The 13506-nt window shown below is 53.6% G+C and carries 12 protein-coding genes; 8 read left to right on the top strand and 4 right to left on the bottom strand.

Going from position 1 to position 13506, the window contains the following annotated elements:
• Positions 1-5 precede the first annotated feature (5 nt).
• Positions 6-551 carry an NADPH-dependent FMN reductase gene (locus DHf2319_RS05320; protein ID WP_243479772.1) on the bottom strand — a complete coding sequence of 182 codons (546 nt, stop codon included), beginning with the start codon at positions 549-551 and terminating at the stop codon, positions 6-8.
• Positions 552-835: 284 nt separating this feature from the next.
• Here DHf2319_RS05320 and DHf2319_RS05315 point away from each other — a divergent pair, with 284 nt between their 5' ends.
• The 5 genes from DHf2319_RS05315 to DHf2319_RS05295 all read left to right on the top strand — a co-directional run bounded on the left by DHf2319_RS05315 (position 836) and on the right by DHf2319_RS05295 (position 5659).
• Complete coding sequence (locus tag DHf2319_RS05315) at positions 836-1999, top strand: TRAP transporter substrate-binding protein (RefSeq protein ID WP_243479771.1); 1164 nt, start codon at positions 836-838, stop codon at positions 1997-1999.
• Positions 2000-2106: 107 nt separating this feature from the next.
• Positions 2107-2688, top strand: coding sequence for a TRAP transporter small permease subunit (locus DHf2319_RS05310; protein ID WP_243479770.1), 582 nt, complete (start codon positions 2107-2109; stop codon positions 2686-2688).
• Positions 2685-4097 (top strand): TRAP transporter large permease, encoded by a 1413-nt coding sequence (locus DHf2319_RS05305; RefSeq protein ID WP_243479769.1) that lies wholly within the window; start codon positions 2685-2687, stop codon positions 4095-4097. The genes DHf2319_RS05310 and DHf2319_RS05305 overlap by 4 nt, the downstream gene beginning before the upstream one ends.
• The gene (locus tag DHf2319_RS05300) at positions 4098-5456 is read left to right on the top strand and encodes an amidase (protein WP_243479768.1); all 1359 of its coding nucleotides are present in this window, start codon (positions 4098-4100) and stop codon (positions 5454-5456) included.
• Positions 5453-5659: a hypothetical protein gene (locus DHf2319_RS05295; RefSeq protein ID WP_243479767.1), complete on the top strand. Its 207-nt coding sequence runs from the start codon at positions 5453-5455 to the stop codon at positions 5657-5659. Before DHf2319_RS05300 ends, DHf2319_RS05295 begins: the two co-directional genes overlap by 4 nt.
• 134 nt (positions 5660-5793) lie before the next feature.
• Here DHf2319_RS05295 and DHf2319_RS05290 read toward each other — a convergent pair whose 3' ends face one another.
• The gene (locus tag DHf2319_RS05290; protein WP_243479766.1) at positions 5794-6291 is read right to left on the bottom strand and encodes a hypothetical protein; all 498 of its coding nucleotides are present in this window, start codon (positions 6289-6291) and stop codon (positions 5794-5796) included.
• A gap of 154 nt (positions 6292-6445) precedes the next feature.
• Between DHf2319_RS05290 and DHf2319_RS05285 the strand changes: the two genes are divergently transcribed.
• The 3 genes from DHf2319_RS05285 (at position 6446) to DHf2319_RS05275 (ending at position 11121) form a co-directional block, all read left to right on the top strand.
• Positions 6446-7557, top strand: a protein-coding gene (locus DHf2319_RS05285; protein WP_369810223.1) for an IS3 family transposase whose coding sequence is annotated in 2 segments (ribosomal slippage) — positions 6446-6695 and positions 6695-7557 — 1113 coding nt in all. Because the reading frame shifts where the segments join, the coding sequence is not laid out codon by codon here.
• A gap of 262 nt (positions 7558-7819) precedes the next feature.
• Entirely contained in the window at positions 7820-8500 is a 681-nt protein-coding gene (locus DHf2319_RS05280) for a response regulator (RefSeq protein ID WP_243479764.1), read from the top strand.
• A gap of 212 nt (positions 8501-8712) precedes the next feature.
• Complete coding sequence (locus DHf2319_RS05275) at positions 8713-11121, top strand: hybrid sensor histidine kinase/response regulator (protein ID WP_243479763.1); 2409 nt, start codon at positions 8713-8715, stop codon at positions 11119-11121.
• Positions 11122-11166: 45 nt separating this feature from the next.
• Here the strand turns inward: DHf2319_RS05275 and DHf2319_RS05270 are convergent, their stop codons facing one another.
• Positions 11167-12891, bottom strand: coding sequence for a ShlB/FhaC/HecB family hemolysin secretion/activation protein (locus DHf2319_RS05270; RefSeq protein ID WP_243479762.1), 1725 nt, complete (start codon positions 12889-12891; stop codon positions 11167-11169).
• 17 nt (positions 12892-12908) lie between these two features.
• A complete protein-coding gene (locus DHf2319_RS05265; protein WP_243479761.1) occupies positions 12909-13367 on the bottom strand; it encodes a hypothetical protein in 459 nt (152 codons plus the stop codon).
• Positions 13368-13506: the final 139 nt, after the last annotated feature.

Raw genomic sequence — 13506 nt, 5'->3', positions numbered from 1 at the left:
GCCCACTAAAGCAGTTTTTTAGTCAACTGCACCAACGCCTGCATTTGGGCAGCGAGCTGTTCACGCACCGTATCGCTTAACACATCGCCGTGCTCATCAAAATTGCCTGTGAACGCATTGACAAAGACTTCTGGCTTATTGAGCACATACAGATTCAGATACACGCACACCTGGCGCAGATGGTATTGAGCGCGCGAGGTTCCCATGCCGCCACCGGCGCCGACGATCGCCACCGTCTTGCCAGACAACAGATGGTTGTCTGGCTCACGCGAAGCCCAATCGAGTGCATTCTTTAATGCCGGTGCGATCGAGTAGTTGTACTCCGGGCAAGCCAAGACCAACCCTTGTGCGCTCTCGATTTGCGCCAAGAGACGCTTGACTGACTCGGGCTTTTGACCAATGTCACTGCTGTAGAAAGGCACATCGCCCAGTTCGGCAATATCCATTGTCACGCCAGCGGGCAAGACCGCTTGTGCAGCGCGCAACAATCCACGGTTAGCAGAGGCCCGTCTGAGGCTGCCACCGATTCCTAGCAAATGAAGCTCTGACATGCAATACCTCGCGTGAAACATCAAACACCACAAGCACCTGGAATTGACTGACATCAAGTTCGGGTTGCGATGCAACAAACCTTAAAAAGCAGAGAATGAATGACTTGGGTCAAATTTAAGCCTTAACCCCTGATTCCATAGGGAAATTGGCAAGGTTTCCTTACTCGAAAACCCCTATTGCTCCCCTATCTAGATCGGTCGATCATTACGCTGTTGTTATATCCATGTAAGTTTTAGTTTTTTGATTTTGTATTGTTAGTTCAACACCAAGGATGGAGACATTTATGGCCAAGCTCAAACAGCAAACCGCAGTCGCCAAGCAAGACGAGACTGTCAGCTCACGACGCAAGTTTTTTAAGAAGGCAGGTACGGTTGCTGCAGCAGCCCCGCTAGCTGGCTTCCCAATGATTTCTGTGGCGCAATCGCCCATCGTCCTCAAAATGCAAGGTGGCTGGGGTGCTACCGACATCTTTAACGAGATGGCCAAGGAATATGTAGACCGCGTGAATGAAATGTCAGGCGGCCGTCTGCGCATTGATTACTTGAACTCAGGTTCAGTGGTGAAGACCTTCGAAATGATGGATGCTGTCTCCAACGGTGTGCTCGATGCGGGTCACCAGGTGTCTGCGTACTGGTACGGTAAGTCAAAGGTCGCTTCCCTGTTTGGCTCAGGCCCCATCACAGGCGCAAACTCAGAACAGCTCTTGGGCTGGATCTATCGTGGCGGCGGCATGGCCCTCTACGACGAGTTGCTCAAGAACCTGAAGCTGAATGTGACGACCTTCTTTGCATTCCCGATGCCGCCTCAGCCACTGGGCTGGTTCAAGGATACGCCGCCACGTAACGCCGAAGAGCTCAAGGGCTACAAGTACCGTACCGTGGGCCTGGCCTCTGACCTGATGCAAGAGTTGGGCATGAGCGTGACCCAGCTGCCAGGCGGTGAAATCATGCCTGCCATGGAGCGTGGCGTGATCGATGCGTTTGAATTTAACAACCCAACGTCTGACAGCCGTTTCGGTGCTCAGGACGTGGCCAAGTACTACTCGATGGGTTCGTTCCACCAAGCGCAGGAATTCTTCGAGATCACGTTTAACAAAACCAAGTTCAACTCACTGCCAGCAGATCTGCAGGCCATCCTGAAGTATGCAGCTGAGGCGGCCTCGTCATCGAACGCCTGGACAGCCCAGGACAACTACTCACGTGACCTGCAAAAGCTGATCGTTGAGCACAAAGTTCGCGTGGTCAAGACCCCGCAGGCGGTGTTTGATGCCCAGATGAACGCATGGGACAAGCTCACAGCTCAGTTGGCAGCCGAAGACCCCTTCTTTAAGAAAGTGGTTGATTCGCAAATGGCTTGGGCACGTCGTGTGGCCTACTACGGCTTCTTGGCCGACGCCAACTACAAGGCAGCTTACGAGCACGTCTTTAAGACCAAGCTGCCGTTCTAAGGGTAAGATGCGGCATTTGGCCGGGTTGATACGTACGCCCGGCCAGCCCTTAGCTGGTAAAAGACCGCTGCTTAGTCGGCGGTTTTTTTTAATTGCGGAGATGGAAAATGATCGGGTACATCCGATGGGTAGACAGCCTGTCTAAAGCGCTAGGCCATGCGTTTGGCTGGTGCATTGTGATGTTGACGCTAGGCACCAGTTACGAGGTGTTCATGCGCTATGTGCTCAATAGCCCTACATCCTGGGCTTATGACATGAGCTACATCTTCTATGGCACCTTATTCATGATGGCTGGTGCCTATACCCTGTCTAAAAGCGCCCATGTGCGTGGTGACTTCCTCTACCGCAAATGGCAACCTCGCACCCAAGCGAAGGTCGAACTGGTGTTGTATTTCGTGTTTTTTATGCCTGGCATCCTGGCACTGGTGCTCACCGGGTTTTTCTATGCGTTGCAGTCAACCACGATTTTAGAAGTGAGTGTCAACAGTCCGGCGGGGGTACCCGTGTGGCCACTGAAGATTGTGATTTTTGTGTCGGGTGTGAGCATGTTGCTTGCCGGCACAGCCGAGATGTGCCGCTGCGTGCTGTGCATCAAGACAGGCGAGTGGCCCACACGCGATGATGATGTCAAAGAACTCGAAGAGGTTCTGCTTGAAACCCACAGCACCGAACAAGGAGCGAACAAATGAGTGATCCAGCCGTCGCGCTCCTGATGCTGGGGCTTTTTATCTGTTTTATTTTTTTAGGCTTTCCGATTGCCTTTACCTTGATGGCCATGGGCGTGGGTTTCGGGTTTTACGCCTACTACAACCCTGCTCTGCACTTTTGGGATAACAACATCTTCTTTCTGATGGTGCAAAACACGTACAGCGTGATGAGCAACGATGTGTTGATCTCGATCCCGCTGTTTTTGTTTATGGGCTACATCATCGAACGATCCAACATCCTGGAAAAACTCTTTGAAAGCCTGCAGATTGCCATGCGCAAGATCCCGGGTTCCATGGGCGTAGCCGCATTGGTGACTTGCGCGCTGTTTGCCACTGCCACAGGGATCGTGGGCGCCGTGGTGACCCTGATGGGGCTGTTGGCATTGCCTTCGATGCTCAAGGCTGGCTACGACAAAAAGCTCTCAAGCGGCATCATCGCCGCTGGCGGCACGCTAGGCATTTTGATTCCACCGTCCATCATGCTGATCGTCTATGCGGCGACAGCCGGTGTTTCTGTGGTCAAGCTCTATGCCGCGGCGCTTTTGCCTGGCTTTTTATTGGCAGGTCTTTACCTCATCTATATCGTTGCGCGGGTGATCGTTAACCCAAGCCTCGCCCCCAAGCGCACCGACTCCGATCATGTCACGTTCTGGCAAGGGTTCAAACTGCTGCTGACGGCGTTTTTTCCGCTGGCGTTTCTAATCGTTGCTGTGCTGGGCTCGATCTTGTTCGGTCTGGCGACCCCTAGCGAAGCCGCGGCCATGGGCGCATTGGGTGGCGTGGTGCTGTCGGTTGCCTACGGTGCCTTCACCTGGGACCGCCTGCGCGAATCGGTTTACCTCACCGCCAAGACATCCGCCATGGTTTGTTGGCTGTTTGTGGGTTCGTGGACTTTCTCATCGGTGTTCTCCTACCTCGGCGGCGAGGGCGTGATTGAACACTTCGTGTTGTCGTTGAATTTGTCGACAGTCGAGTTTTTGATCATGGCGCAGATCATCATCTTCATTTTGGGCTGGCCGCTCGAATGGAGTGAGATCATCATCATCTTTGTGCCGATCTTCCTGCCCATGCTCGCCGTTTTTGATGTTGATCCCTTGCTATTTGGATTGCTGATTGCGATCAACCTGCAGACTTCGTTTCTGACACCACCCATGGCGATGTCGGCATACTACCTCAAGGGCGTTGCCCCGCCAGGTGTTGAGCTATGGGATATTTTTAAGGGCTGCTTCCCATTTCTTGGCATGGTGCTCATGACGCTGGTGTTGGTGTATGTCTATCCACAGATCGTGTCGTACCTGCCTGACCTGCTCTATAACCAGCCCATCAAGGCTGATGACGGTCCGTTGCCAGAAGGTGTGATCGACCCATCGTTTTTCATGCAGACCAACTAGATGATGAGTAAAGATACTGTTGCCATCCACGAGCTGACCGCTGTTGCCATCCGCGAGATGGTGGCAAGTGGCCAGCACACGGCTGAAGAACTCGCTCAGGCGTTCCTGGATTATGCCGAGCCGCTTGAAGAAAAGCTGCACGCCTTTGCCTATTTAAACCGCGAAGCGGTGATGGTGCAGGCTCAGATCCTGGACCGTGGCCGGGCAATCGGTGGTGATTTGGGCAAGCTCGCAGGTGTGCCGATTGCGCTTAAAGATGCCATTGACACCTTTGACATGCCCACCGAGTTTGGCTCGGCCTCGTTGGCAGGCAGACAGCCGCGCTGGGATGCCAAAGTGGCCAAGCTGCTGCGCAACCAGGGCGCGATTATTTTTGGGAAAACGGCAATGCCTGCCTTTTGTCTTGGGCAGCCAGCGCAGACACGCAATCCGCACAACTTAGAGCACACGCCAGGTGGCTCCTCGTCCGGCAGTGCTGCGGCAGTCGCCGCTGGCATGGTGCCTGTAGCCATCGGGACACAGACGGCAGGATCAGTCATCCGGCCAGCGTCGTTTTGTGGGGTGATTGGCTTTAAGCCCACGCGTGGGCTGATCTCGCGCAGTGGCCTACAACCCCTTTGCGACACCATTGATCAGGTTGGGGTGTTTGGCCGAAACATTGAAGACGTGGCACTCGTAGCGCAGACATTAATTGCGGCTGACGACGACGATGCAACCACGAAAGGCGTATTGCCGCGGGTCTTGGTGGACACCGCCCTGTCTGAGCCACCATTCAAACCAAAGTTTGTGTTTGTAAAGACCCCGCAATGGGAACAAATGGATCCAGAGGCACGCGAGGCATTTGACGCCCTGGCTGAGGCCATGGGTGAAGAAACCCCCACCATTGAACTGCCGACTGTGGCCAATACGGGTATAGACAACCTGAAGATACTCATGGATGCCGAGTTTGCCGTGGCCATGGACGAGCACATGCGTCATTCAGGCGAGCAGGTAGACGAGCGTACAAAATCCATCGTTGAACGAGGCAGGCAGGTCAATGCGTTTGACTACCTCAAGGCCAAGCGAGCGATTGAGCCAGTCACGGCTGGATTTGATGAGTTCTTTGAGCGGTTTGATGCCATCATCACGCCAGCCTCACTTGGACCGGCCCCAAAAGGGTTAGACAGCACTGGTGACTCCGTCATGAACGCGCTTTGGTCATACACCGGCATGCCAGCCATCACCCTGCCCCTGCTTCAATCAGAGGCGGGGTTACCAATTGGCATTCAACTCGTAGGTGCGCGCCATGATGACGCTCGCCTGTTACGCACTGCCAACTGGCTCATCAACAACTTTGACGCCATCACTGGAGAGTCATGATGAACTACAAATCGACTGCGATCATTGCAACTGCGCTATTGGTGCTGTTTCTGTTGCCCTACATCTGGAAGCTCAAAGAGATTCCATTGATTATTTTGCTGGTGTTTGGTGTTTTGTTAGTGGTCTATGACTTCAAGCTTTCGACCAAAGAAAAACCCAACCTGCAAAAGCAACATGCGTCTTACGAAGAGGAAAGCACCTAGCACGTAGGCCAACTTATCGAGTCAATCGATACCTTGATCAGGTAGGTATCTAGTTTCTAATCCATATACCAAACCGGCCAATGCTCAACACTGGCCGGTTTTTTATTGCTGCCCCAGGGATTTCGTCAGCGGGTTTATTTAGCTTTGGTGGCGCGTTGACTAGCGATCGCCCGGGCGCCAACTTGAGCTGCCTGAGAGAAGTGCTTTAACACCTCTCGCTTGAGATCATCGATGAGTGTGACGGCATAATTGACATCAGGAAACACTGCAACCATGTCACGCAATGTTTTGTCTTCAGATAACCAGGCTGTGCGCACGGTCACACCGGCTGAGGTGGTCTGTACCAGAAAAACCGAACGCCCGCGCAAGGTGACTTTGTCCGAGTTTGAAGTAGCAGCTGGCTTTTGCGCAGCGGCTTTTTTGGTGGGGGCTTTGGTGGCTGCTTTGCTCGCCGCCTTGGTGACAGTCTTCACGGGAGCGGGTTTTGCGGGTGAGGTTTTGACCGGCGTTTTACTCGTCGTTTTATTCACCGTTCTACCCGTCACTTTGCTAGCCGTCTTGTTAGCGGTTTTTGATACAGCACCAGACCCACTCGATTTACGTTGGGTTGTCGAAGTTTTACTGACCGGCATGACTATTTCCTTATGAGTTCAGCAGCAACCTAAGAAATATAACGGTAACTGATTAGAGCAGCAAAAACTAGCATCCACCTTCCTGTGACCTGTCCTGGGATTTTCGAGCCAAGGTGATTTAGAGATAATGGCTCCTCAAACCTGAGGAGCAGTGATGAAGCGTAAAAGGTTTACAGACGAACAGATTGTTCGGATTTTGCAAGAGGCGGATCGAGTGCCTGTATCAGAGGTAGCGAAACGTCATGGCGTGAGTGAACCCTCAATTTATGCGTGGCGCAAGAAGTTCGGTGACATGGGTACGGATGATGTGAAGCGGCTCAAGCAGCTCGAGCAAGAGAACAATCGGTTAAAGAAGATACTGGCTGAGCGAGATCTTGAGATCGAAGTCATGAAGGAGATCGCAACAAAAAAATGGTGAGCGTGCAGGCACGTCTGGAGCAAGCCCGATATGCGATCAGTCGGGGGGTGACGCAAAGACGTGCTTGCACGCTACTTAGAGTGGCTAGGTCGGGTTTGGTATACCAGTGCAAGATGCCCATCAAAGATGCGCCAGTGATTCGAGCTATGCGAGACTACTCTGCGTTGTACCCTCGGTATGGCGCACGCAGAGTGCGAATCTTTTTGCAACGCGATGGCATCGCCCTTGGACGAGATAAGGCCGCCAGGATTTGGGCTATGGCTGGTCTGCAAGTGCCCGCCAAGCGACCAAAGAAGCGTTATCGGAGTCTGCATCGCCAACCCTTTGTGGCAACTGCACCGAATCAGGTCTGGGCGTACGACTTTGTCTTTGATGGGTGTGCCAACGGCGAGAAGTTAAAGTGTTTGACCATGATTGATGAGTTCACCAAGGAGAGTTTGCATATTGATGTGGCGGGCTCTATTCGTAGCAAGCGACTCATTCAGGTTCTGGAACAGTTAATCGAAGAGCGAGGCTGCCCACTGATGCTCAGAAGCGATCATGGCTCGGAGTTTGTCAGTGTGGCGCTACTAGAGTGGGCTGCAGACAAAGGGCTGCGTAATCTTCTGATTGAGCCAGGCAAGCCTTGGCAAAACGGAACCAACGAGAGCTTTAATGGGAAGTTCCGTGATGAGTGCCTAGCGATGAATTGGTTCTACAGCAGGGCTCATGCAAAGGTCATCATCGAGACATGGCGTAAACACTACAATGCAGTTAGACCACATTCCAGTTTGGCATATCAAACGCCACTGGAGTTCGTGTCAGGATGGATAAACAAGTCAACAACTGGGGCCAGAGTTTCTACATGAAATTGGCTCGATAAAACCAGACAGGTCAACATGCCGACTCGACTTGGCTACATCATGGAAATTGGAACAATCTTTGTATCTAAAATGCAACATGGAAAGCTAGTATCGTGTATCACTTACACACAATGCAGGGAGTCAAGTCGTATCCGGCCCCAGTTACCAAAAACATCGAATGAAAGTCATAGATCTACTATGGAAGTAGTATTCTTTTGTGAGTGGAATTGAGGTGTAATTCCGCATTCACTTAAAAAATCGAAACACCATGAGTCCTTTAAGCGCAACAAGCAGTTCGAACACAGCATGCAATGTTCTGGTTGTTGAAGATGATCGCTTTTTTCAGCAGGCCATTAAAAAAGGTCTGTCCATGGTGTTACCTCGATGCCATGTTGCCGTATTTCCAAGCACGTTTCTGGCTATGCAGAGCATGCCGGCGGGAGCGTCACCCTACCAAATGGCAATTGTTGATCTCGAGTTACCCGACGGTGACGGCGTCGATATCATTCGCTATCTTGTCAAACACCATCCAGACACTCCCATCATGGTACTGACCGTAGCGAACAACGAGCGTCGCGTGCTTGAGGCCGTACGTGCGGGTGCTACTGGTTATGTCGTCAAAGGTGACGTCTCACTATCGATCACCAAAGCACTAGAGCAGTTGATCAGTGGCCTGCACCCGATTAGCCCATCACTGGCAGGCTATTTTCTGAAGCTAGCCGGACGCGAAAGCCTTGGCAGCGGCGAAAATCCCATTGAAAGACTAACGCCGCGTGAGTTGCATCTTTTGCGGGAATTCGCCGCCGGCAAAAGTTATCGTGAGGCGGCTGAATCGATGAACATCTCAATTACCACCGTACGTACTCACACCACCAACCTATATCGCAAACTAGGCGTGCGCTCAGGCCTTAGGGCCCTGTCGGTGGCCAAGGAACATGGACTCATCTGACGCGGGGTCCCCGACTACCAGACCAGGCTGGTGTTGCGGTTGGTGGTAGGGGTTGGCGATTGCAGTGCGCACTGTAGGATCGACCACCAGTCGGGTATTCAATATGGCCGAATTATTGCTGACGATGACGTATCAATTCATAAAAAAGCTCTGGCAATTAACCCCTGCGCAACTAGTGTGAGAAACCTAGATGCGGTTGGCGAGAAAAAAGTATGAGCCTATCAGACCTTAGCCTCTCCAAAGTCATGACGCCTGAATTGCTGATCGTCATGGATAACCTGCCTTTCCCGATCTCGTTTGCTGAAGTGGCAGAGACTCCCATGCGCGTGGCGTTCATTAACAAAGCGTTCAAACGCGTATTCGGTTATTCACTGGAAGAAATCGCAGACATCGATCGCTGGGCTGAGCTTGCTTATCCGGACGAGGCCTATCGACACGAAGTCATGGGCAGCTGGAATCGGGATGCAGAAATTGCCTTTAAGACTCAAGGCACAGTTCCGATTCGTGAAGTCGAGATCCGTGCGCGTGATGGCTCAAAAGTACGAACACTACTGAATGGTTCATTCGTTGGGACCTCCGTTGTGGTGGCCTTTATCGATATCAGCCAGCAAGCACGAGCAGAGGCCGAATTACGTGACGTTCGGCAATTGCTCGAGCGCACTGCATTTGAGTTGACCGAGAATTTGCCTGTCGGCACCTACACCATGGTGCAACCACCTGAGGGAGGGCTTGGCAAGTTCAGGTTCATGAGCCCTCGTTTCGTTCAGCTCACTGGCCTGACCCGTGAGGAATTGGAAAGCGACCCACTGCGCGCATTCACCTGCATTCATCCTGATGACTACGACCGATGGCTAGAGCTAAACAAGCAAGCATTTGAGAACAAAGCGCCGTTTTTTGGGGAGGCAAAAATCCTCAACAAAGGAGTAACGCGCTGGATTGCGGCTGAATCAGCACCTCGTGAATTAGAAGATGGCTCGACCGTTTGGGAAGGTGTCTTGATCGACATCACCGATCGCAAGCTTGCCGAGGAGTCACTTGCACAAGCCAAGGCCAGGGCTGAGGAGCTTGAACGCATCAAGAGTGACTTCCTGATGCGCATGAGCCACGAGATCCGCACGCCACTGACCATGATCCTGGGCTTGACCGATCTGCTCTCGGATGACCGCGACCGCGCCAGTCAGACAATGACCATCGAACAGATCCGAGGAGCCGGCAACTTGCTGCTCGGCATTGTGAACGACATCCTTGATCTATCCAAGATCGAGGCCGGCCAACTCATCACCGATGAACTGCCGTTTCAGGTCAGTGATCTCATCAAGCACGTGCAGGCCTTTGAGGCCTCCGTCGGTGGGCGCCGCCTTAGCCTGACTGTCAAGCACGCCCCAACCGATCTGCCGACCCTGATCGGCGACCAACGCCGCATTGAACAAGTGATCGGCAACCTCGCGGGCAATGCCATGAAGTTCACCGAGGCTGGGTCAATTCTCGTATCGTTTGAGTTGACCGAACGCACCCCTGATACCGTGCGGCTACTGATCTCGGTGACCGACACCGGCAAGGGCATCCCTGATGAACAACTGCCTGAGCTCTTTACCCCCTTCATGCAAGGCGACACCGGCATTGCCAGACAGTACGGTGGCACGGGCTTAGGCTTATCGATTAGCAAAGAGCTGGTGGAGCTCATGGGTGGGCAAATCGGTGTGCAAAGCACACTTGGCCAAGGCAGCACCTTCTGGGTCGAGTTGCCGCTGGCGGTAGCAGATGCCACCAAGCCTGCCAGAGCTCGCGCCCAGATCGCCGATGCACACCAGGCAAGTGCGTCAGCGCAACCCACAGCCAGCAAACCGCTGGCTGGCCTAAAAGTGCTGGTGGTCGACGACAGCCTGTCGATCCGAGGGCTCATGCGCGCGTTCTTGCAGCGTGAAGGTGCGGAGGTCGAACTCGCAGAAAACGGGGAGCTTGCGCTTGAAGTGCTGCACGTGCGAGGCCAGGCGTTTGACTGTGTGCTCATGGATGTGCAGATGCCGGTCATGGATGGCTTGACTGCCACCCAACGCATTCGGCAAATACCTGCCCTGGATCACCTGCCGATTCTGGCCATGACCGCTGGCCTGTTGGCTGAACAACAAGCCCGCGCACGTCAGGCGGGCATGGCCGATGTGATTGCCAAACCGGTGCAGCCTGCCCGCATGGTCGAACAAATCATGAAGGCCATCGGTAACACCGGGCCATCAGATGCCAGTGCTGTGAGCGACAACAACCCAATACCTGCCATCGCTGGCATTAATCGCCACCATGCCAACCTCACCATGGATGGCAGCCTGGAGATGTTTGACCTGCTGGCCCGTGTGTTCGTAGAGGAGTTTGAAGGATTTCACGACCAACTGTCGCATCTGCTGACCTCACCGCAACACCCCGAGAGCATCGCCATGGCCAAACGCTTGGCGCACAGCTTGAAAGGCTCGGCCAAGCAACTCGGTGCATTTGAAGTCAGTGATGCGGCAGCTGCCCTCGAAGTCTCCCTACAATCCGACAGACACAACAGCCCGCAAAAACTCAACGTGCTAGCCAGACTGCTAGTCGACCTGATCAAGGCGCTTAAACTTTACAATTCAACATAACTCGCCATAGCACGCCACAATTTGCCCTAGGCTCACGTGGCGACGTTACATGTAAACCACCAAGTTAAACCAGTAGCGTACCGTGTCGTTAGTCCCGTCGCCATCGGCTCCGGTGATGGGGTTTGCGCCGGGGTTGCCACCAATTCTGCTGGCCACGGTGAACTTGGCGGAGATCCAGTTCTGGTAGTTATAAGAAATCGCCGCACCCCACCCTTTCAGGTAATAGGTGTTGGGACCGAGCAGTTCCGTAAGGTGACTAGTGCTTTTGAATTGCTGAATCCAGCCCATGTCGTAAAAGAGACTGGCCTGGGCTTCAGGTGTGACGTTATAGCGTGCCTCGACAGTGCCGAGCCAGCCTTGATCACCCGTGGCTTCATAGACTGGGTAGGCACGCACACCTTGCGGACCACCGAGACTGAACTTTTGTGAGGAGTCGAGGTTTTGTGAGGCCATCTGGCCAGACATCGAGAACCACAAACTGGTGTTGTCTGTCAGTCGTTGCAAGCGACCGCCATTACCGGCGAGTGTATAAAAAGTACCCTGACTATTGGCGCCAATACGGTCAGCAATCTGATTAGCTCGGGTGCCAGACAAATTGGTGTAGCCCCCTGTGACCGTCAAGCCTCCCACATTAAAGCCACCGCCCCAGATATCATCGACCCGATCGCCAGTGACCCCGAGCGATACGGTCGAGACACGCTTGCGGATCGAGATCTCGTCACTTTCCAGGCTGTACTTGTTCTCGTAGCTAGAATCCGAACCCGTCAAGGTGACGGTGGCATTGGCCGAAGGTTGTCGGATCAGTGGATAACTCAGGTTTGCCAACAAGGTCTGGGCATTACCTTTGTTGTTTAGGGTCGCAAACTCGCCAAGTAGCTTGTAGGCCAGCGCAGAATATGACACGCCAAGACGCCAGCCATCGTAACCAATCGGCATGTTGTAACCCAGGCGTCCATAGAGTGTGCCTTCGCTGGCCATGACGTTGGCCTGAAACTGGTCACCGTAACCAAACGGATTGTTCCAGTTCACGTTGCCGGTACCACGCCAGTAACCGGTGGATTTTGCGCCCCAGTTATCAACTTGCAAGGTGCCATTAACCGATGGCAAGCGCATCGTCTCGACAATCACATCTGAGGCACCGGCCTCGCCACTCGGTGCAAGCGCCACTTGAGCGGACACGCCGGGCTGTTCATTCAATACCGTCAAGGCGTGCGATAGCTCGTCCATGTTTAACGGCTCGCCCGGTTTCTGACGCGCAGTCAGAAACCGTTCAACACGCTTGGCCGACAACGGCATGTCGTCTGTGATTTGCGGCTCTACCCGACCGAGCTTGGCCTCAATCACGTTAATGGTTACCACGCCATCGACGATGTCTTGCGCTGGCAACTGTGGTCGCACAAACCAGCCACGTTCCTGATAAAAGTTGGCGATGGCGGCTAACGCACGGTCGAGGTCTTCGAAGGTGATTTCACGATTAAGCCAGGGCTTAAGCAAAGCCTGTAACTCGGCAATCGGAACGAGCGTAACGCCAGTCAAGCGAAACGCTTTGATCACAAACTGAACCGCATCAGGATCTGGCTTGACCGGTGCTGGGGCAATCGTGCGTGGTGACAAACGTGGCTCTTGGGGTGGACGTAACTGCTCGGTCTCACGCATGATCGAACCAGCGTCGGGCGCACGCTGCGCCACTGCTGGCATGGATAGTCCGGTAAGTACGCCCGTGAGCACGAGACTTAGGGCACAACGCCCTCTTAAACGTTTGTTCACCATCGCCACTAAACTGAACCCTAGCCTTTGATCGTTGTGGTGTTCTCGTCTGCGCCCTGTGCACCTGCCTGCTGCTGTTGTTGCTGCTGCTGCTGTTGCTGCTGACTGCGTGCCTGGTTGGCAATCACCTGGGCACCGACCTGGGCGGCCTGCGAGAAATGCTGCATGACTTGGCGACGCAAGTCATCAATTACATTCATCGCGTAGACCATGTCCGGGAAGATAGCCGGCATGTCCATCAAGCGGTTGTCTTCGGTCAGAAACGCGGTGCGCACCACCACGCCTGCCGCTGTGGTCTCGACCGCGAAGACGGCACGACCTGTCAGGTTCATGGTTTGTTGCTGACCTTCGGGTGCGGGTACGGCAGCTGCAGCACTGGCACCAGCTACCTCAGGGGTGTTGTCGGTTTTAGTTTCAACCTGAGCTGGGGTGCCCGTTTTGTCATCTGTGCCAGTACTAGCGGGTTTGTTGGTAGCCATGATTCACCTTTGTCATCTTATTTCATCAGAAAAACAGCTCTGCCACTGCAAAGCGGTCAGCAACTGACTAGCCTGCAACTAACGTCTGTAGAGCGTTTGTCGAACGTGTGACTAGCACTATAACTTTAGCCTAGTATTG

Source organism: Orrella daihaiensis (genome assembly GCF_022811525.1).
Lineage (GTDB): Bacteria > Pseudomonadota > Gammaproteobacteria > Burkholderiales > Burkholderiaceae_B > Algicoccus > Algicoccus daihaiensis.
This window is presented reverse-complemented; position numbering and strand designations above follow the sequence as displayed.